Genomic DNA, 19,964 nt, shown 5'->3' with positions numbered 1-19,964 from the left:
CCTCCTCCCAGGCCTTGCGCATCAGCGCTCGATCCTCATTCCGCCGCGGCGACATGGCGGCTGCTCAACCCGCGCATGAATTCTTCCAATGCCGCCGTCTGCTCGCGGCTGAAATGCAGGCCGCGTTTGGTCCTGCGCCACAGCACGTCCTCGGCGGTGATCGCCCACTCGTTCTCGACCAGGTAGCGCACCTCGGCTTCGTAGAGGTCGGCACCGAAATTGCGGCCGAGATCGGCATTCGACTTGGCGAGACCAAGCAGCTTCTCCGCGCGCGTGCCGTAAAGCCGGGTCAACCTGCGTGCCAGCCGTTGGTCGAGGAACGGAAAGGCGTTCTTGAGCCTCGATACCTGCTCGTCGAACCCGGTCGCCGGAAAATCGCCGCCGGGCAGCGGCGCGTTGGCGGTCCATGGCTTGCCGCGCTTGCCGAGAAAGCCTTCGATCTTCTCCAGCATCGATTCCGCCAGCCGGCGGAACGTGGTGATCTTGCCGCCGAAGGCGTTGAGCAAGGGGGCAGCACCCTCCCCGCCATCGGCCTTCAGCACATAGTCGCGCGTCGCCTCCTGCGCCTTCGAGGCGCCGTCGTCATAAAGCGGGCGCACCGCCGAATAGGTCCAGACGATGTCCGAACGCTTGACCGGCTGGGCGAAATATTCGCTCGCGGCGGCGCAAAGATAGTCGATCTCGGTATCGCTGATCTTCGCCTCATGCGGATCGCCGGGAAAGTCGCGGTCGGTGGTGCCGATCAGCGTGAACTCTTCTTCGTAAGGAATGGCGAAGATGATGCGTCCGTCCTTGTTCTGAAAGAAATAGGCGCGCGGATCGTCGAACTTCTTGCCGATGACGATGTGGCTGCCCTGCACCAGCCGAACATTGTGCACATCGTTCTGGCCGACGGTTTTTGCCAATACCTGATCGACCCACGGCCCGGCGGCGTTGACGAGAAGACGCGCGCGCACTTCCTCGATCTCGCCGGTCAGCACGTTCTGGATCTTGATCGTCCACAGTCCGCTCTCGCGGCGCGCGCTGACCACCTTGGTGCGAGTGCGGATGACGGCGCCGCGGTCGGCCGCGTCGCGGGCATTGAGCGCCACGAGGCGGGCATCGTTGACCCAGCCGTCCGAATATTCGAACGCCTTGCGGAACAGCGGCTTCAGCGGCTTGCCGGCCGGATCGGTGGCCATGTCCAGCGTCTTGGTCGCCGGCAGCAGCTTGCGCCCGCCGATATGGTCGTAAAGGAAAAGGCCGAGCCGGATCAGCCAGGCCGGACGCAGGCCCTTGGCGTAGGGCAGCACGAAGCGCATCGGCCAGATGATATGCGGCGCGTTCTTCCACAGAACCTCGCGCTCCATCAGCGCTTCGCGCACCAGCCGGAATTCGTAGAACTCGAGATAGCGCAACCCACCATGGATCAGTTTGGTCGAGCCGGAGGAAGTCCCGCTGGCGAGATCGTTCATCTCGGCGAGGTATACGGAAAATCCGCGGCCAACGGCGTCGCGGGCGATGCCGCAGCCATTGATGCCGCCGCCTATGACAAAAATGTCATGGATCGGAGATGCGTCCACAGGGTTCCTCCACGATTTCGCATTGCACCATTTTTGTGTTTCGCGAAACCGTGGCGGGATTATTTCGAACTCGATCCGAATGTCAAACGAAATATCACAGGTGCGTGAGATGTCCGTGAAGAGACGTTATCCGAGCGCTGTCTCGATCAAACGAACCTCCGTTTCCTCGCAAATCCGGCGCACCGAAGGGATGTCGCAACGGTCGGTGATGAAGGTGTTCACCTGCGACAGGTGACCAATGCGAACGGGCGCCGTGCGCTCGAATTTTGTCCGGTCGGAGACGAGAATCACATGACGCGCATTGGCGATGATGGCCTGCGCCACTTTCACTTCGCGAAAGTCGAAGTCGAGCAGCGCGCCGTCATGGTCGATGGCCGAGGCGCCGATGACGGCGTAGTCGACTTTGAATTGGCGAATGAAATCCACCGCGGCCTCACCCACGACGCCGCCGTCTGAGCCGCGCACAACGCCGCCGGCGATCACCACCTCGATCGAAGGATAGATCCGCATCCTATTGGCAACGTTGATGTTATTGGTGATGACCATAAGCCCGTTATGGTCGAGAAGCGCCTTTGAGACAGCTTCCGTCGTAGTGCCTATATTGATGAACAGCGAGGCGTTATCGGGAATGAGCCTGGCCGCTGCACGGCCGATCGCTTCCTTCTCATCGGCAGCGATTTTGCGCCGCGCCTCGTATTCCATGTTCTCGATGCCGGACGGAAACAGCGCCCCGCCATGGATGCGCGTCAGCAGCCGCTGGTCACAGAGGTCGTTGAGGTCCTTGCGGATGGTCTGCGGCGTCACGCTGAAATGTGTCGCCAGGTCGTCGACCAGCACCCGGCCGTTGTCCTTCGCCATCTGGATGATCTCGGCGTGGCGTGGCGAAAGGAACATCCGCTATCCTTCATTTTCGTTTTTTCCGTCTATATCGGAAAACGAAAGTGATGGAAAGGGACAAGCCGGCTAACGAAATTCACCTTCTCGCAAAGACAAACCGGTCCGCAATCAGTTTGCCGCCTCAAGGGTAAGCCGGCGCGCAATCTCTGTGACGACATCGAAGGCCGCATCAATATCGCCGGCCGTGGTCTCGAACTGTCCCGCCTGAAAGCGGATCGCCACCCGGCCATCGACGCGCGTCTGCGTTAGATAGATGCGTCCGTCCGTGTTGATGGCATCGACGAGACGCAAATTGTGCTCGTCTGGATCGGCACCCTGAGGGGCGCGATGGCGGAACGAGAACAGCGACAGCATGGGCTCGGTGACGAGCTCGAAATCCGCTTCCCCGGCCAGCCGTGCGGCAAGTCCCTCGCTCCAGGCTACATGGTTTCGGATCATCTTGCGCAATCCTTCCAGTCCGTGGGCGCGCAGCAGGAACCAGAGTTTCAGCGCACGGAATCGGCGGCCAAGCGACACCGACCATTCCGAATAGTTGATGATGCCGTCATGACCTCTGGTCTTGAGATAGTCCGGCTTGATGGCCAGCGTGCGCACAAGGTCTTCCGGTTGGCTGACGAACTGGATCGAGCAGTCGAATTGCGCGCCGAGCCATTTGTGCGGATTGAAGACGATGGAATCGGCGCTCTCGACACCGGCCCAGAAATGCCGGTACTCCGGGCAGATCATCGCCGACCCGGCCCAGGCCGCATCGACGTGCAGGTAAAGGCCGTGCCGCTTCGCCACGGCCGCTACGGCAGCGATGTCGTCGGTGCCGCCGGTGCTGGTGCCGCCGACGCAGGCGACAATGCCCGCCGGCAGCAGGCCGGCCTCGCGATCGGCGATAATTGCCGCCTCGAGCGCCGCCGTATCCATCGCGCGAAAACGACCGGTTACCGGGATACGGATGAGATTCTCCTCGCCGATGCCGGCGACCCAGATCGCTCGGTCGATCGAGGTGTGAACCTGGTTGGAGCAATAGACACGCAGCTTCGCCTGGCCGGCGAGACCTTGTCTGTTTCCCTGCCAGTCAAGCGCCCGCTCGCGCATGGTGAGCACCGCGGCAAGCGTCGCCGACGAAGCCGAATCCTGAATGACACCGGAGAATCCTTCGGGCAGGCCCAGCGCCTGGCGCATCCAGTCGACGATACGCGTCTCGAGCTCTGTCGCCGCCGGCGAGGTCTGCCACAGCATGCACTGCGCGGCCATCGCCGAGACGAGATACTCGGCCACCACCGAGACCGGCGCCGCGTTGGCCGGGAAATAGGCGAAGAAGCGCGGATGCTGCCAATGCGTCATCCCGGGCACGATCTTCGTTTCGAAATCGGCGAAGATTTTTTCCATCGGCTCGGCCGTCTCGGGCGGCGACTCTTCGATGCTCCTGAATATGTCGCCGGGCGCGATCGCCGGCCGCACCGGACGATCGCGCAGGCTGGACCGGTAGTCCACGCCCCAATCCGCGGCTCGCCTCGACCAATCGCGGAATTCTTTCTTGTCCATGTATCCTCTCAGCAGCCGCCGGACCTTGATCGGCCCGCCACTTCGACCTTTAATTAACATGTTAAATATAATGCGCCTCGTAGGCGAACGCCCTAGCCGGGAAAATCGGGCAGGCTGGCGAAGGCCGCCCTTAGCGCGTTGGACCAGCCATCCGATATGGTTCGGTAATATTGGTCGTCATGACCGATCCGCTTCTTCAGGCCGACCTTGAAAGCATCCAGTTCCAGGAAGAGCAGGTCGAGCGGCAGGCCGACCGACAGGTTCGACTTCAGCGTCGAGTCGAAGGAGACCAACAGCAGCTTCACCGTCTCGGCCAGGCTCATCGTACGGTCATAGGCACGGATGATGATCGGCTTGCCGTATTTGGTCTCGCCGATCTGGAAGAATGGCGTGTCGTCGGTCGACTCGATGAAATTGCCCTCGGGATAGATCATGAACAGCCGGGGTTGGCTGCCCTTGATTTGGCCGCCGAGGATGAAGGAGGCGTTGAAATAGGAATCCGCCTGATCGCCGGCGGGCGAAGAGTGTGCGATCACCTCTTTCACCGTCTCGCCGACCAGCCGCACCGTCTGGTACATTGACGGGGTCTCGAGCAGCTTCTCGTGACGGTCGCCGGCCGCCTTGTTGCGCTCGTCCAGCAGGCTGACCACGGCTTGCGTCGTGGCAAGATTGCCTGCAGACATCAGCACGATGACGCGCTCGCCAGGCTCTTCCCAGACATGCATTTTCCTGAAGGTCGAAATCGAATCCATGCCGGCATTGGTGCGCGTGTCCGACATGAACACGAGTCCACGATCGATCTTGAGGCCGACGCAATAGGTCATGGTCGCTCTTCTGGTGAATCTTGGCAGAGACTACTGCTCTACCGTGACGGTGACGGCAAGCTTCTCTTCCGCTTGCCCCAGCAGTATTCCCGACACAGGCGAGGCATCGCGATAGTCCCGACCCGTCGCCACTCTTACATAGCGTTCGTCGGGAGAGATACCGTTGGCGGGATCAAAGGCAACCCACCCCAGGCTCGGCACATGCGCTTCGGCCCAAGCATGGCTTGCCGCCTGCTCGACCGAGGCATCCATCATCAGATAGCCGCTGATATAGCGCGCGGGGAAGCCCATCACGCGCGCCACGGCGGTGAAGATGTGGCTGTGATCCTGGCAGACACCGGCCTTGAGCGTCAGCGCTTCTTCCGCCGGCGTCACGGCGCTGGTCGTCCCGGGCTTATAGGCGACGCGCTCCCGGATCGCGCTCATCAGCTTGTGCAGCCTGTCGATATCCGTCCCCTCGCCGACCGACGCGGCCAGGTCGCGAATGCCGTCGCCGACGGTCGTAAGCGGCGTTTGCTGGCTGAACAGCCAGAGCGGCGCGAAACCATGATGCGCACCGGACACACCGGCGGTGTCGCGCGTCGTCACCTCGCCCGCCGCCTCGACTATGATGGTGTGCTGGCCGCCCTCGGCGCTCACCAGCCGCGTGTCATTGCCGAAATGGTCCGTGAAGCGAACCTCCTCTCGCGCGCCGTCGATCTTGATCACCCAGGACGCAACCGTCTGAGTCGATCCGCTGACCGGCATCAGGCGCAGTCGCTGCAACAGGTACTGCACCGGTGCATCGTAGCGGTACTCGGTCCGGTGTGTGATCTTGAGCCGCATGGCGCCTGTCTCTCCAGCGCTCAGTAGAACCGGTAGTCCAGGGCGATCTCATCCCCCAGCCTAGTGTTGTCACGAATGAATTCCGCCAGGAACTCATGCAGGCCGTGGTCGAAAATATCCTTGATCGACCCCTTCTTCAGCATCGTCTGAATTTTCTCGGCGGTGGCGTGGCAGGCATGGCGCTCGCCATAGTCGTCGGCGAGGAATCTCAAATGCTCGCCGAGGAAGCGATAGCAGAAGGTCAGCGAGCGCGGCATACGGACATTGAGGATCAGATAGTCGGCGATGTTGGTCGGCTTGTAGTCCGCGTCATACACCCACCGGTAGGAGCGGTGCGCCGACACCGAGCGCAAGATCGATTCCCATTGATAATTGTCGAGTGTCGAGCCCACCCAGGAGATCGACGGCAAGAGCACATAATATTTCACGTCGAGGATGCGGGCCGTGTTGTCGGCGCGCTCCACATAGGTGCCGAGCTGCGAGAAGTCGAAGATCTCGTTGCGCAGCATCGTGCCGTAGAACGAGCCGCGGATCAGCGCCGTTTCGCGCTTGATCGCGTCGAGCACCGTCGGCAAATCGCGCTCGTCGATCGGCCGTGCCAGCATCCGCTTCAGCGACATCCAGGCCTCGTTGATGCTCTCCCAGGTCTCGCGCGTCAGCGCTGTGCGCACCATGCGCGCATTGTTGCGCGCCGTCTCGATCGAGGCCATCGTGCTCGACGGATTCGAAGTATCGCGCAGCAGGAAATCCGAGACGTTGGCGACGGTGTAGTCCTGGTATTTCTGCGAGAAGGCCAGGTCGGAACCGGCGCTGAGCAGCACGGAGTTCCATTCCTCCGACGCGTTCTGCGTGCGCGTCAGCGCCATGCGCAGGCCGGCATCGACCAGGCGCGCCATGTTTTCGGCCCGCTCTATGTAGCGGTTCATCCAGTAGAGACCGTTGGCGGTGCGGCCGAGAAGCATGTCAGCTTGCTCCGGTGTCGAGCGAATAGCGAATAGTGAGTAGCGAGTAGCGAAAAAAAGATTTCATGATCTCTGTTGAAGGCTCCTGATCATCGATCGCAGCATTTTTCCGATTTCGTCAGTTTGGCCACCTTCCAAACAATTAGGTCTCTATAAGAATTGATTGCGTCGGATCCCCCTCTTTCCCTATTCGCTATTCGCTATTCGCTATTTGCTACTCTCTATTCGCCCTTTAATCATCCAACACCCACGTGTCCTTCGTCCCACCGCCTTGCGAGGAGTTGACCACAAGCGACCCCTCCTTGAGCGCGACGCGAGTCAGGCCGCCCGGGACGATCTGGATACGATCCGAAACCAGCACATAAGGCCTGAGATCGACATGGCGCGGCGACAGCCCCTTCTCGGTCAGGATCGGGCATGTCGACAGCGCGAGCGTCGGCTGGGCGATGTAGTTGCCGGGTTTGGCCTGCAGCTTCTTGGCGAACGCCTCGCATTCCTTCTTGGTCGCCGCGGGGCCGACCAGCATGCCGTAGCCGCCGGAGCCGTGCACTTCCTTGATGACAAGCTCGCCGATGTGCTCCAGCACATATTTCAGGCTGTCGGGTTCCGAGCAGCGCCAGGTCGGGATGTTGCCGAGGATCGCCTTGCGGCCTGTGTAGAACTCGACGATCTCGGGCATGTAGGAATAGATCGCCTTGTCGTCGGCGATGCCGGTGCCCGGCGCGTTAGCGATGGTGATGTTGCCGGCCCGATAGACATCCATGATGCCCGGCACGCCGAGCGCGGAATCCGGCCGGAAGGTCAGCGGATCGAGGAAGGCGTCGTCCACGCGCCGGTAAAGCACGTCGATCTGCTTGTAGCCCTCGGTGGTGCGCATCGTGACATGGCCGTCGACCACGCGCAGATCCTGTCCTTCGACCAGTTGCACGCCCATCTGGTCGGCGAGGAAGGCGTGCTCGAAATAGGCGGAGTTGTAGCTGCCCGGCGTCAGCACCGCGATGGTCGGCGCGCCCTTTGCGCTCTGCGGCCGCACCGCCGCCAGCGACTGGCGCAGCAGTTGCGGATAGTTCTCCACCGGCCGCACCTTGATCTGCTGGAACAGCTCCGGGAAGAGCTGCATCATCGTCTCGCGGTTCTCCAGCATGTAGGAGACGCCCGACGGCGTGCGGGCATTGTCCTCGAGCACGTAGAATTCATTCTCGCTGATGCGCACGATGTCGACGCCGATGATGTGGGTGTAGACGCCGGCCGGCGGTCTCACACCGATCATCTCCGGCAGGAACGCTTCATTCTTCGCCACCAGCTCCTTGGGAACGCGCCCGGCGCGCAGGATTTCCTGGCGGTGGTAGATATCGTCGAGAAAGGCGTTGAGCGCCTGCACGCGCTGCTCGATGCCCTGCGTCAGCCGGCGCCATTCCTGGCCGGAAATGATGCGCGGGACGATGTCGAAGGGGATCAGCCGTTCGGAAGCTTCCTGCTCGCCATAGACGGCGAAGGTGATGCCGGTCTTGCGGAAGACGCGTTCGGCGTCCTCCATTTTCTGGGTGAGCCTAGCCGGGTCCTGTTCCTTCAGCCAGCGATCATAAGCCTGGTATGGTCTTCTCAATCCGGAGACTTCCGGAAGCATTTCGTCGAACGCTGCCAATCGCGTACTCCCCTCTGAAGCCATTTCACTGGCCCGGCTGGAGAAAATCAAGCGCAATCGATGATTTGGGCGGCGCTGGCGGCCGTCCTATGCAAATTGCCTACGATTAGGGCAGCGGGAGCGACGCCGGGTCAGTTCATGCCCGGTGAGCGGGCATCAAACGGCAAATCAGAACGCCCGGAAAGTGACGATGGTGAAGGTGTCCTTGATTCCAGGCAGGATCTGCACCCGTTCATTGATGAAGTGGCCGATGTCTTCCTCGTCGTCGACATAGAATTTTGCGAGCAGGTCGTAATTGCCGGCGGTCGAATAGATTTCGGAGGCGATCTCGGCATCGGCGAGCGCGCTGGCGACCTCATAGGCTTTGCCCAGATCGCACTTTATCTGCACGAAAAATGCCTTCATTTCCCGGTCCTGCCAGTCTTCGCGAATGAGCGGCCCTTGTGGCAGACTGGCGACGGGCTTTCAAGCATCAGGCTGCACGCGCCTTGGCGGCCGCTTGCCGCAATTCCGCGATCGGCATGCCACACCGGCCCGGGGACGCCACCAAGGACAGTTCGGGAACACCTCAGGTCAGGTCCTAGCGGAGGCATCCATGCAGGCAAGAAATCTGCGAAACGGTGAAACCACGGCACGCCGGCCAGCGTATGATAGTTGTTCCACGCGAATTCTGGAGACAGGCCATGCGCCGCGTATTGTTCGCACTCGCTCTCGTTCCGATGGTTCTTGCATCCATGGCCTTCGCCGGTGACGCCGAGATCAAAGCGGCGCAAACAGTCATCGACAGCCAGCTCAAGGCCTTTCTCGCCGATGACGGCGCCACCGCCTACAGCTTCGCCGCGCCAAATGTGAAGCGGATCTTCCCGACCGTCGACACCTTCATGAACATGGTGACCAACGGCTATGCGCCGGTGCGCAGGCCGCAGAACTATTCCTTCGGCAAGGTGGAGCAGACCGGGCCGGCCTCGATCGTCCAGCAGGTGCTGATCGTCGGGCCCGACGGCAAGGACTATGAGGCGGTGTACACGCTCGAACAGCAGCCCGACGGCAGCTTTAAGATCACCGGCTGCAGCCTGCGCGCCGCGACTTCGGTGAGCACATAAAAGCGCTCATAGCGCCGGCAGATCGGCCCTCGCCCAGCATTCCGAAATCTCGGCAGCGCGCGTCTCGAAGGCTTTTGCCTCGATCGCGGCGCGGATGTCCTGCATCAGTTTCTGGTAGTAGGACAGGTTGTTCCAGGTGAGCAGCATTGCGCCGAGCGACTCCTGCGAGCGAACGAGATGATGGAGATAGGCGCGCGAATAGTCGCGCGCGGCCGGGCAGTCGCTTTCCTCGTCCAGCGGACGCGGATCGTCGGCATGGCGGGCGTTGCGCAGGTTGATCTTGCCGCGGCGCGTATAGGCCAGACCATGGCGGCCGGCGCGCGTCGGCATCACGCAGTCGAACATGTCGATGCCGCGTGCCACGGATTTCAAGATGTCGTCCGGGGTACCCACACCCATCAGGTAGCGCGGCCTGTCGGCCGGCAGTTCCGGGCAGGTTATGTCCAGCATCTCCAGCATCACCGCCTGCGGCTCGCCGACCGCCAGCCCACCGACGGCATAGCCTTTGAGGTCCATCGCCGCCAGCGCCTGCGCCGAACGCACGCGCATCACAGCACTGTCGCCGCCCTGCACGATGCCGAACATCGCCTTGCCCGGCTGATCGCCGAACGCCGCCTTGCAGCGTTCGGCCCAGCGCAGCGACAGTTCCATGGCGCGCTCGATTTCCTTCGGCTTGGCGGGAAGCGCCGTACACTCGTCGAGCTGCATCTGGATATCGGAATTGAGCAGCCCCTGGATTTCGATCGACCGCTCCGGCGACATCTCGTAGCGCGCACCGTCGATATGCGAGCGGAAGGTGACGCCCGTTTCGCTAAGCTTCCTCAGCTTCGACAGCGACATTACCTGGAAGCCGCCGCTATCGGTCAGGATCGGGTGCGGCCAGCGCGCGAATTCATGCAGGCCGCCGAGCTTCGCCACGCGCTCGGCGCCTGGCCTGAGCATCAAATGATAGGTGTTGCCGAGGATGATGTCGGCGCCGACGCCGCGCACCTGATCCATATACATGGCCTTGACGGTGCCGCCGGTGCCGACCGGCATGAAGGCCGGCGTGCGGATCTCGCCGCGCGGCATGCTGATGAGGCCGCGCCGCGCATTACCGTCGGTGGCGAGCAGCTTGAAAGAGAAAGTCTCAGCCATCGAATTCCTTGTCGTGCACCGGGGCGCCGGGTGCCTGCTCGTCGAGCGACTGCCGGTAGCGGATGCAGCCGCGCATGAATTTCGGCCACGGCGGCACGGCGATCGCCGGCTCGGTCTTCTCCGGCAGCAGGTCCCAGAGGTCGGGATGATGCCAGCAGAGATCATGGCCGGTCGCATCGCGATGCGCGCGGATACCGGCGCGCAGCTTTGTCACTTCCGCGATGAGCGCCTCGCGGTCCATTCTCTCTAGATCATCGTCCATCGCTCGTCTCCGCTCGATAAAGCAGGCTGGAGTCCCCGTAGGAGTAGAACCTGTAGCGGCTCTCGATGGCATGCGCATAGGCCGAACGCATCGCGTCCAGTCCGCTGAAGGCCGAGACCAGCATGAACAGCGTCGAGCGCGGCAGATGGAAATTGGTCATCAACATGTCAGCTGTCTTGAAGCGGTAGCCGGGGGTGATGAAGATATCGGTCGGCCCGGACCAGGCCTCGATCCTGCCATCCTCAAGCGCAGCACTTTCCAGAAGGCGCAGCGAGGTCGTGCCGACGGCGACAAGCCGCCCTCCCCGCGCCCTTGCAGCGTTGAGCGCGTCTGCCGTTTCTTGGCTCACCAAGCCCGTTTCCGCGTGCATCTTATGGTCGGCGGTGTCGTCGGTCTTAACCGGCAAAAAAGTGCCGGCGCCGACATGCAGCGTGACGAAGCGCCGCTCGATGCCCTTGGCTTCCAGCGCTGCAAACAGCTCCGGCGTGAAATGCAGGCCGGCGGTGGGGGCCGCGACCGCGCCCTCTTCCCTGGCATAGATGGTCTGGTAGTCGCTGCGGTCGCGCTCGTCGTCATCTCGCCTCGAGGCGATGTATGGCGGCAATGGGATGTGGCCTACGGCGTGCATTGCCTCGTCGAGAAAGACGCCCGAGAGGTCGAAGCCGAGCAACACCTCGCCCGCCTCGCCTTTCTCGATCACCGTCGCGTCGAGCTGGCCGAGAAAGCAGGAATTCTGGTCGTGGCCGAAATGAATGCGGTCGCCGACGGCGATGCGCTTGCCGGGCCGCATGAAGGCCCGCCAGCGGTCCGGCGCAAGCCGCATATGCAGCGTGGCCTCGACCTGCGCCATCGCTTCGCCGCGCTTGCGGATGCCTTTCAGCTGGGCCGGAATGACCTTGGTATCGTTGAATACCAGCACGTCGCCTTCTCTCAGCAGCGACGGCAGATCGCTGACGGTGCGGTCGCGCAGCGTTTCGCCCGGTTTGACCACCAATAGCTTGGCGCTGTCGCGCGGCTCCGCCGGGCGCAGCGCAATGCACTCCTCCGGCAGGTCGAAGTCGAAAAGATCGACGCGCATTAGTAGAGCCGGATGAGCAGCGCTCCTACGAGCAGCAGCACGGCGCCGGCCACGCGGCCAAGCGAGACCTCGCGCACGGCAACACCAAGGAAGCCGGCACGGTCGACCAGCATGCCGGCGATCAGTTGGCCGGCGACCAGGAAGGCCATCAGCGCCGCCGCGCCGATGCGCGGCGTGAGAATGGTGGAGAGCGTGACGTAGAATCCGCCGAGCATGCCGCCGGCGACGAACAGCCAGGGTGCCGGCGCCTTCCAGTCGAGCGAGAGGCCCTGCAGCTTCACCACGGCGACCGCGATGATACCGAGAACGACGGCGCCCGACAGGAACGAGAAAGCGGCGGCCGCGACCGGAAGGCCGAGGCCGCGCGCCAGTTGCGAGTTGATCGGCGCCTGGATGGCGATGAAGGCGCCGGACAGGATGCCGAGCAGGGACCAGACTGCGCCCATCATCGTTCTATGCCTTACTTGACGTCGGCCGCGACCTTCAGCGACACGATCTTGTCGGGATCCTGCACCGGCTCGCCGCGCTTGATCTTGTCGACATTCTCCATGCCTTCGATAACCTGGCCCCAGACCGTGTACTGGCGATTGAGGAAGGAGGCATCGTCGAAGCAGATGAAGAACTGCGAGTTCGCCGAGTTCGGGTTCTGCGCCCGCGCCATCGAGCAGGTGCCGCGGCCGTGATTGGCGTTGGAGAATTCGGCCTTGAGGTCCGGCTTGTCGGAGCCGCCCATGCCGGCGCGCGACGGAGCGAAGGTCGGCTTCGAGGAGTTGCCGAACTTGACGTCGCCGGTCTGCGCCATGAAGCCGTCGATGACACGGTGGAACACCACGCCGTCATAGGCGCCCTCGCGAGCCAGTTCCTTGATACGCGCGACGTGACCGGGCGCAAGGTCCGGATACATTTCGATGACGACCTCGCCCTTGGTCGTTTCCATGATGAGCGCGTTCTCGCGGTCCTTGATCTCAGCCATGTCAGAAAATCCTTTTGAAAATCGAGTAGTTACTTGTTGTCGGCAGCGATGCGAACTTTGATCATGCGGTCCGGGTCCTTGACCGTGCCGTTGTCCGCCTCATCGCCCTTCTTGATCTTGTCCACCAGATCCATGCCGCTCTCCACCTTGCCGACAATGGTGTACTGCCCGTCGAGGTTCGGCGCGGGCGCGAACATGATGAAGAACTGGGAATTGGCCGAGTTCGGGTCCTGTGAGCGGGCCATGCCGACCACGCCACGGGTGAATTGCTCGGTCTGCGAGAACTCGGCAGGCAGATCGGGAAGGTCGGATCCGCCCGTGCCGACAGCCTCGGGATTAAAACCCTTCTTCATGTTGCCGAACTTGACGTCGCCGGTCTGGGCCATGAAGCCGTCGATGACGCGGTGGAAGGCGACATTGTCATAGGCGCCCTCGCGCACCAGCTTCTTGATCTGCGCCACATGCTTCGGCGCGAGATCGGGACGCAGCGCGACGGTCACGTCACCCTCCTTCAGCGTGATGATCATGGTGTTTTCCTTGTCGGCTGCCGAGGCCGGCAAGGACGCCGCCAAAACGCCGGCAAGCACGACAAGTAACGAAGCGAGCTTTTTCAGCTGCATGAGGTTCTCCGAAAGTCTTTGTTTGGGTGCATGTCGTTGCCCCAAAACCGGGATCCACTTTTGGGCGACATGCACTATTTCGCGAATTTGGCAGTGAGGGCGCCTGCGACGGCCGCCGGCACGAACGGGCGGATGTCGCCGCCCATCGACGCAATCTGGCGGACAAGTGTGGCGGTAATGGTGCGCACTGACGGGCTGGCCGGCAGGAAAACCGTCTGCAGCTCCGGCGCCATGGTCTCGTTCATGCCCGCCATCTGCATCTCATAGTCGAGATCGGTGCCGTCGCGCAGGCCGCGGATGATGATCGAGGCGCCATGCTTCCTGGCGGCGTCGATGACCAGCCCATCGAAGGAGACGACCTTGATGCGGTCGCTGTCGCGGCCGAATTCCGCCTTGGTCGCGGCCTCGATCAGCTTCACGCGTTCCTCGAAGGAAAACAGCGGCGTCTTGCCGGGATGAATGCCGATTGCAGCGTAGACGGTGTCGGCCACGGCAAGCGAAGCCTTCAACACGTCGAGGTGACCATTGGTCAGCGGGTCGAAGGAGCCGGCGTAAAGGGCGGTGCGTTCGGTCATGGCAGGCTTCTAGCGAGCCTCTCCGACAAAGGCAAATCCCATTGCTACGCCCGGTCGTGAACCTTTTCACGGACGTCAACGACAGACGAATGCGACAATCACGAACGCTTCACACAGCATTCACCAGCTTGCCGCTTCAGGAGATGAAACCAAAGCACCATCTTTATCGTTGTGATCGCAGGAGAACACGCAAATGCTGATCTACATGCTTGCCACTGCAATGACCATCGTGATGCTGATCGCCACCGCATTCGGGTTGCACCAGGAAGCGGCGCGGGTGCGCATCAAGACCAACACCAAGCGGCTCGATGGCTTCGTAGGCCGCAACCTGTACCACCGCCGCTGACTTCCAGCCATGATCGCACCGGCCAAGGGCCGGTGGCGCGCAGTAAGGCTATTCGGGATTTCCCTCGCCCGAATCTTCTGCGGTGTCGGCTTCACCCGAAGGCGCTTCCTCGGCTTCCTCGTCCGACTGCGGCTCCGAAATCCGCTCGACCGACACCACCTTCTCACCTTCGGCGGTGTTGAAGATGGTCACGCCCTTGGTGGCGCGGCTGGCGAAGCGGATGCCATCGACCGGGACCCGGATGACGGTGCCGCCATCCGATACCAGCATGATCTGATCGTCGTTGCCGACCGGGAAGGTCGCGACCAGCCGGCCGATCTCGGCCACTTTCGAGACATCCGTGGCGCGGATGCCCTTGCCGCCGCGACCCGTCAGGCGGAAATCATAGGACGAGGAACGCTTGCCGTAGCCGTATTCGGTCACCGTCAGCACAAGCTGCTCGTGCATCTTGAGGAATTCGTAGCGCTCGTCGGAAAGCTCGGCTTCCTCGCCGATCTCCTCATTGGTCAGCGCGATCTCTTCCTCCTCGGCTGCACCGCCGGCGGCAAGCCGACGCTCGGATGCCGCACGCTTGAGATAGGCCGCGCGCTCAGCCGGTGAAGCATCTACATGTTCGATCACCGACATCGAGATCACGCGGTCGGTTTCGGCCATGGCGATGCCGCGCACGCCGACGGAATTGCGGCTCTGGAAGACGCGCACATCGGAGACCGAGAAGCGGATGCACTGGCCGGAATTCGCCGTCAGCAGCACGTCGTCATTGTCCGTGCAGGTCTCGACGCCGAGGATTTCGTCGCCTTCTTCCTCCAGCTTCATGGCGATCTTGCCGTTGCGGTTGACCTGGACGAAGTCGGACAGCTTGTTGCGTCGCACGGTGCCGCGCGTGGTTGCGAACATCACGTCGAGCTCGCCCCAGCTCGTCTCGTCCTCCGGCAGCGGCATGATGGTGGTGATGCGCTCGCCCTGCTCGAGCGGCAGCATGTTGATCAGCGCCTTGCCGCGCGACTGTGGGTTGCCGACCGGCAGGCGCCAGACCTTTTCCTTGTAGACGATGCCGCGCGAGGAGAAGAACAGCACCGGCGTATGCGTGTTGGCGACGAATAGCCGGGTGACGAAATCTTCTTCCTTGGTCGACATGCCGGAGCGGCCCTTGCCGCCGCGACGCTGCGCCCGGTAGAGCGACAGCGGCACGCGCTTGATGTAGCCGGAATGGCTGACCGTGACGACCATGTCCTCGCGCTGGATCAGGTCTTCGTCTTCCATGTCCGCCCCGCCCTCGGCGAGTTCCGTGCGGCGCGGCGTGCCGAACTCGTCGCGGACGGCGATCAGCTCGTCCTTGACGATCTGCTGGATGCGCGCGCGAGAAGACAAGATGTCAAGGTAATCAAGGATTTCAGCGCCGATCTTGTTCAACTCGTCGGCGATCTCGTCGCGGCCGAGCGCGGTCAGGCGCTGCAGGCGCAAGTCGAGGATGGCGCGGGCCTGCTCTTCGGATAGATTGTAGGTGCCGTCCTCGTTGATGCGGTGGCGCGGATCATCGATCAGCTGGATCAGCGGAGCGACGTCGTGCGATGGCCAGCGCCGTTCCATCAACTGCTCGCGCGCGGTCTGCGGATCTGGCGCGGTGCGGATCAGCTTGATCACCTCATCGATGTTGGCGACGGCGATAGCGAGACCGACCAGCACATGGGCGCGCTCGCGCGCCTTGCGCAGAAGATATTTCGTGCGCCGGCTGATAACCTCCTCGCGGAAGCCGACAAAGGCCTTCAGCATGTCGATCAGCGTCAGCACTTCCGGCTTGCCGCCGTTCAGCGCGACCATATTGGCGCCGAACGAGGTCTGCAGCGGCGTGAAGCGGTAAAGCTGATTCAAAATGACGTCGGCGACCGCCTCGCGCTTGAGCTCGACGACGACACGGTAGCCCTGGCGGTCGCTCTCGTCGCGGATGTCGGAGATGCCCTCGATGCGCTTCTCGCGCACGAGTTCGGCCATCTTCTCGATCATCGCCGCCTTGTTCACCTGATAGGGAATCTCGGTGATGATGATCGATTCACGGTCGTTGCCGCGCGCCTCGATGTTGACGCGGCCGCGCATGACGATCGAGCCGCGGCCCGTCGAATAGGCATTGTAGATGCCGGAGCGGCCAAGCACGATGCCGCCGGTCGGGAAATCCGGACCGGGCACGATCTCCATCAGCGCAGGCAGGTCGATCGCCGGATTGTCGATGATGGCGATGGCGCCGTTGCAGACTTCGGCCAGATTGTGCGGCGGGATGTTGGTGGCCATGCCGACGGCGATGCCGCCCGAGCCGTTGACGAGCAGGTTCGGGAAGCGGGCCGGCAGCACCTTGGGCTCGGTGGCGGAGGCGTCGTAGGTGTCCTGGAAATCGACGGTTTCCTTGTCGATGTCCTCCAGCAGCTCATGCGCAACCTTGGTCAGCCGGGACTCGGTGTAGCGCATCGCCGCCGGCGGGTCGCCGTCGATCGAGCCGAAATTGCCCTGACCGTCGATCAGCGGCACGCGCAGCGACCAATCCTGGGCCATGCGCACCAGCGCGTCATAGATCGAGGCGTCGCCATGCGGATGGTATTTACCCATCACGTCGGCGACCGGGCGCGCCGACTTCACATATTTGCGGTTCCAGTGATAGCCGCTCTCATGCGAGGCATAGAGGATGCGGCGGTGCACCGGCTTCAGGCCGTCGCGCACGTCGGGCAGCGCCCGACTGACGATCACACTCATGGCGTAATCGAGATAGGAGCGCTGCATCTCCTCGATGATCGAAATCGGCTCGATGCCGGTGGGGCCGCCCTCCGGCCCGCGCGGTGTCTTCTGGTCGGTCAAATCAGGTCACAATCCAGTCGGGAATCACTCGCCGCTTATATAGGAAGCCGGGCTGAAACTCCAATGGCTACGGCACTTTTCCAAAGACAATTTCGGCGGCAATTTCAAATGGATACCGCTGATTGCGACGATATGGCCAAAGCCACACTTTGAGCTCGCAGGCCAAGTCGATCTCGAACGGCCTTGGCTAATGCCCGCGTCTGCCCGCCCGTTTGCAGCGGTAGGCGCCGGGCGCTTCTCCCATCTCGCGCCGGAACCTCCGGTTGAAGGTCGAAAGGTCGTTGAAGCCGGCATCGAACGCAATCGTCGAGATCGCTTCGTTCGACGCGCACAGCCGCACCGCGGCCCGATGCAGCCTGGTCCTCAGCAGGAACTGATAGGGCGTCATGCCGGCGACATGACGGAACGTGCGCAGGAAATGATACGGGCTGGTCGCCGTGCCGTCGGCGAGTTCGGTCAGCGATAGCCGGCGATCGGCGTTGAGCTCGATCAAACGCACCGCCTCGGCTACGCGTTTCTGGTCGCGGGCGCTGGGTGTCCGGGCAACCTCGGACGAATTGGCCGCAGCCCCGACCACCGCGCAGGCAATGCGCAGACCGAGTTCCTCGAACGCCTCGCCGTCGCCCGTTTGCTGCGCCGCCTCCGCTAGCAACGGCGCCAGCCCCGGCAAGGGCGGCAGGCGTGGGTCGGCAAAGCCGAGCCGGCTTGCGCCCGGCACATCGGCGACGACGCGCTCCATATAGGCCGGCGAAAAATGGAAGGAGAGGCAGCGGTCGCCGGCGCCGTGCTCGTGGCCGCACTCGTAGCAGGCGCCCGGATTGCCGAGCAGGATGGCGCCTGGAGCAAGCATTGCGGTGCCTTGGCGCGTCCGGTAGCGGAACGTGCCTCTGGTCACGGCGGCGAGGCAGAAACCGCGATGCTGTTCTTCAAACGGGCGGTCGCCGGCGCGAGCCGTGCAGATCACGTCGGATACCTGCCAGCCATGCCCTGAGGCCAGGTTTTTCTCAGTCGTCGCCATCGCGAAAAAATAGCAATTTTTCCCAAGCCCAGAACCCCGCCATGCCCCTATTGCTCGCCTCTCCTGACAAACGAGGCAGCAACCATGACCGATCCCTTTGCCGAAGCCCTGCACAGCGACGCTCCCAATCCGGATCTCGCCGAGAAGCTCAAACTCTACGGCCGCTTCATCGGCGCCTGGACCTTCGACGCCACGCGCACGCTGGAGGACGGCACCAGGCTCACTGGGCGCGGCGAGGTGCATTTCGGCTGGGTTCTGGAGGGCAAGGCGGTCCAGGACGTCTGGATCCTGCCCGCGCGGAATGCCGGGGTGCAAGCCTCTCTCGGGCCATGGACCTTCTACGGCTCGACGCTGCGCGTCTACGACCCCGGCGCGGACGCCTGGCATATCTTCTGGAGCGATCCGCGCAACCAGTATTACAGCCGCCAGCTCGGCCGCGCCGAAGGCGACACGATCGTTCAGATCGGCGCCGACGGCACCGGCTCCTCGGTGCGCTGGAGCTTTTCGCACATCACCGAGAACGCCTTCCGCTGGCTTGGCGAGCGTTCGCATGACGGCGGCAAAACCTGGCGCACCGAGGTCGAGTTCCTGGCGCGGCGCTCGACTCCAGCCTGACCGATTAACCACCTGTATTTATGGAGAAAACGATGCTTGACCATATCTCGATCGGCGTCCGCGACAGCGGCGCCTCGAAGCGCTTCTACGACGCCGCTTTGGAGCCCCTCGGCTACTCGTGCCTCAGCCAGTCACCCGGCTCGCTCGGCTACGGCGCCAGGACCGTAAAACTCTGGGTCAATGAGGCCGGCCGGTCCCGGCCGACGCGGACTCCGGCCTGCACTTCTGCTTTGCCGCACCGACACGCGCCGGCGTCGACGCTTTCCATGCGGCCTCCTTGCTTGCGGGTGGCAAGGACAATGGCCGGCCCGGCCCGCGCGCCGCCTATGGCGACAACTACTACGCCGCCTTCGTAATCGACCCTGACGGCTACCGGCTCGAGGCTTATTGCAACAAAGCTGAATAGCCGGCTGAAATCCTCCCGTGCTGTTCCCACCGCTCCCGCTTTGCTCTACGAATGCAGGGCTTGGGCTTCGCCAGGCGGGAGGGGACCAGCGATGCCGAGCTTCGACACCCTGTTCAACGCCTTCGTCACCATCCTGGTGACCATCGATCCACCCGGGCTGGCACCGCTCTTCCTCGCCGTCACGCGTGGCATGAACCGGGACGAGCGCCAGCAGGTCTCGGTGCGAGCTTCGGTGATCGGCTTTCTGGTGATGGCGTTGTTCGCCGTCGCCGGCGCGTCGATCCTGTCGGTGTTCGGCATCACGCTGCCGGCCTTCCGCGTCGCCGGCGGCTTCCTGCTTTTCTTCATCGCCTTCGAAATGGTGTTCGAGCGCCGTCAGGACCGCAAGGAGAAGATCGGCGACGTCGCCATCACCAAGGACATGATCCACAACATCGCCGCCTTTCCGCTGGCGATCCCGCTGATCGCCGGTCCCGGCGCGATATCGGCGACAGTGCTGCTGTCAGGACACTTCGAGGGCTTTGCCGCGCAAGCGGCGCTGGTCGGCATCATCGCGATCTGTCTTGTGCTCACCTTTCTGGTGTTCGTGCTGGCAGAGCGCATCGACCGCATCCTCGGCCAGACCGGCCGCTCGATCCTGACGAGGCTGCTCGGCGTCATCCTGGCGGCGCTTGCGGTGCAGTTCGTCGCCGACGGCGTAAGGGCGCTGATGGCTGCCTGAGCAGCATCCCTACTG

At 62.8% G+C, this 19,964-nt stretch carries 21 protein-coding genes and 1 pseudogene; 5 read left to right on the top strand and 17 right to left on the bottom strand.

Features of this window, described 5'->3' with window-relative positions; genetic code table 11:
- Positions 1-35: 35 nt before the first annotated feature.
- The 8 genes from glpD to P9228_RS16190 form a co-directional block, all read right to left on the bottom strand.
- Positions 36-1,562, bottom strand: coding sequence for a glycerol-3-phosphate dehydrogenase (gene glpD / locus P9228_RS16225; RefSeq protein ID WP_278054321.1), 1,527 nt, complete (start codon positions 1,560-1,562; stop codon positions 36-38).
- A 126-nt stretch (positions 1,563-1,688) separates the two neighbouring features.
- Positions 1,689-2,456 (bottom strand): DeoR/GlpR family DNA-binding transcription regulator, encoded by a 768-nt coding sequence (locus P9228_RS16220; protein ID WP_066992523.1) that lies wholly within the window; start codon positions 2,454-2,456, stop codon positions 1,689-1,691.
- Between the two features lie 111 nt (positions 2,457-2,567).
- Complete coding sequence (locus P9228_RS16215) at positions 2,568-3,995, bottom strand: pyridoxal-dependent decarboxylase (RefSeq protein ID WP_278054320.1); 1,428 nt, start codon at positions 3,993-3,995, stop codon at positions 2,568-2,570.
- Between the two features lie 92 nt (positions 3,996-4,087).
- Positions 4,088-4,819, bottom strand: a complete 732-nt coding sequence (locus tag P9228_RS16210; protein WP_095800788.1) for a peptidase — start codon at positions 4,817-4,819, stop codon at positions 4,088-4,090.
- Between the two features lie 30 nt (positions 4,820-4,849).
- The gene (locus P9228_RS16205) at positions 4,850-5,644 is read right to left on the bottom strand and encodes a transglutaminase family protein (RefSeq protein ID WP_278054317.1); all 795 of its coding nucleotides are present in this window, start codon (positions 5,642-5,644) and stop codon (positions 4,850-4,852) included.
- A gap of 20 nt (positions 5,645-5,664) precedes the next feature.
- Entirely contained in the window at positions 5,665-6,606 is a 942-nt protein-coding gene (locus P9228_RS16200) for an alpha-E domain-containing protein (RefSeq protein ID WP_066992511.1), read from the bottom strand.
- Positions 6,607-6,838: 232 nt separating this feature from the next.
- Positions 6,839-8,251 carry a circularly permuted type 2 ATP-grasp protein gene (locus tag P9228_RS16195; RefSeq protein WP_066992507.1) on the bottom strand — a complete coding sequence of 471 codons (1,413 nt, stop codon included), beginning with the start codon at positions 8,249-8,251 and terminating at the stop codon, positions 6,839-6,841.
- A 168-nt stretch (positions 8,252-8,419) separates the two neighbouring features.
- Positions 8,420-8,656, bottom strand: a complete 237-nt coding sequence (locus P9228_RS16190) for an Lrp/AsnC ligand binding domain-containing protein (RefSeq protein WP_066992504.1) — start codon at positions 8,654-8,656, stop codon at positions 8,420-8,422.
- A gap of 278 nt (positions 8,657-8,934) precedes the next feature.
- On the opposite strand from P9228_RS16190, the gene P9228_RS16185 reads away from it, so the two are divergent.
- Positions 8,935-9,354, top strand: coding sequence for a DUF4864 domain-containing protein (locus tag P9228_RS16185; RefSeq protein ID WP_066992501.1), 420 nt, complete (start codon positions 8,935-8,937; stop codon positions 9,352-9,354).
- 6 nt (positions 9,355-9,360) lie between these two features.
- Here the strand turns inward: P9228_RS16185 and tgt are convergent, their stop codons facing one another.
- The 7 genes from tgt to coaD all read right to left on the bottom strand — a co-directional run bounded on the left by tgt (position 9,361) and on the right by coaD (position 13,999).
- Positions 9,361-10,491 carry a tRNA guanosine(34) transglycosylase Tgt gene (gene tgt / locus P9228_RS16180; RefSeq protein ID WP_278054313.1) on the bottom strand — a complete coding sequence of 377 codons (1,131 nt, stop codon included), beginning with the start codon at positions 10,489-10,491 and terminating at the stop codon, positions 9,361-9,363.
- Complete coding sequence (locus tag P9228_RS16175; protein WP_095780556.1) at positions 10,484-10,753, bottom strand: hypothetical protein; 270 nt, start codon at positions 10,751-10,753, stop codon at positions 10,484-10,486. Before P9228_RS16175 ends, tgt begins: the two co-directional genes overlap by 8 nt.
- A complete protein-coding gene (gene queA / locus P9228_RS16170; RefSeq protein ID WP_095825318.1) occupies positions 10,743-11,831 on the bottom strand; it encodes a tRNA preQ1(34) S-adenosylmethionine ribosyltransferase-isomerase QueA in 1,089 nt (362 codons plus the stop codon). The genes P9228_RS16175 and queA overlap by 11 nt, the downstream gene beginning before the upstream one ends.
- A complete protein-coding gene (locus P9228_RS16165; RefSeq protein ID WP_095780558.1) occupies positions 11,831-12,280 on the bottom strand; it encodes a DMT family transporter in 450 nt (149 codons plus the stop codon). Before P9228_RS16165 ends, queA begins: the two co-directional genes overlap by 1 nt.
- An 11-nt stretch (positions 12,281-12,291) precedes the next feature.
- Positions 12,292-12,804, bottom strand: coding sequence for a peptidylprolyl isomerase (locus P9228_RS16160; protein ID WP_066992487.1), 513 nt, complete (start codon positions 12,802-12,804; stop codon positions 12,292-12,294).
- Positions 12,805-12,833: 29 nt separating this feature from the next.
- Positions 12,834-13,331 (bottom strand): peptidylprolyl isomerase, encoded by a 498-nt coding sequence (locus P9228_RS16155; RefSeq protein ID WP_245322426.1) that lies wholly within the window; start codon positions 13,329-13,331, stop codon positions 12,834-12,836.
- Between the two features lie 167 nt (positions 13,332-13,498).
- Positions 13,499-13,999 carry a pantetheine-phosphate adenylyltransferase gene (gene coaD, locus P9228_RS16150; protein WP_095780560.1) on the bottom strand — a complete coding sequence of 167 codons (501 nt, stop codon included), beginning with the start codon at positions 13,997-13,999 and terminating at the stop codon, positions 13,499-13,501.
- A 193-nt stretch (positions 14,000-14,192) separates the two neighbouring features.
- Here coaD and P9228_RS16145 point away from each other — a divergent pair, with 193 nt between their 5' ends.
- Positions 14,193-14,345, top strand: coding sequence for a hypothetical protein (locus P9228_RS16145; protein WP_082953674.1), 153 nt, complete (start codon positions 14,193-14,195; stop codon positions 14,343-14,345).
- Between the two features lie 48 nt (positions 14,346-14,393).
- Here P9228_RS16145 and gyrA read toward each other — a convergent pair whose 3' ends face one another.
- Together gyrA and P9228_RS16135 are read right to left on the bottom strand one after the other, a co-directional pair.
- Positions 14,394-17,189, bottom strand: coding sequence for a DNA gyrase subunit A (gene gyrA / locus P9228_RS16140; protein WP_067319763.1), 2,796 nt, complete (start codon positions 17,187-17,189; stop codon positions 14,394-14,396).
- 187 nt (positions 17,190-17,376) lie between these two features.
- Complete coding sequence (locus P9228_RS16135; protein ID WP_278054310.1) at positions 17,377-18,207, bottom strand: AraC family transcriptional regulator; 831 nt, start codon at positions 18,205-18,207, stop codon at positions 17,377-17,379.
- 84 nt (positions 18,208-18,291) lie between these two features.
- Here P9228_RS16135 and P9228_RS16130 point away from each other — a divergent pair, with 84 nt between their 5' ends.
- From P9228_RS16130 to P9228_RS16120, 3 genes and pseudogenes are all read left to right on the top strand, one after another.
- On the top strand, positions 18,292-18,822 hold the full coding sequence (locus P9228_RS16130; RefSeq protein ID WP_278054309.1) for a hypothetical protein: 531 nt from the start codon (positions 18,292-18,294) through the stop codon (positions 18,820-18,822).
- 32 nt (positions 18,823-18,854) lie between these two features.
- Positions 18,855-19,228, top strand: a pseudogene (locus P9228_RS16125) (VOC family protein).
- A 91-nt stretch (positions 19,229-19,319) separates the two neighbouring features.
- The gene (locus P9228_RS16120; protein WP_066992466.1) at positions 19,320-19,949 is read left to right on the top strand and encodes a MarC family protein; all 630 of its coding nucleotides are present in this window, start codon (positions 19,320-19,322) and stop codon (positions 19,947-19,949) included.
- Positions 19,950-19,964 lie beyond the last annotated feature (15 nt).

This window comes from Mesorhizobium sp. WSM4898 (assembly GCF_029625845.1).
Classification (GTDB): Bacteria; Pseudomonadota; Alphaproteobacteria; order Rhizobiales; family Rhizobiaceae; genus Mesorhizobium.
Note: the sequence above shows the minus strand (reverse complement) of the source record. Positions and strands in the feature narration are given on the sequence as shown.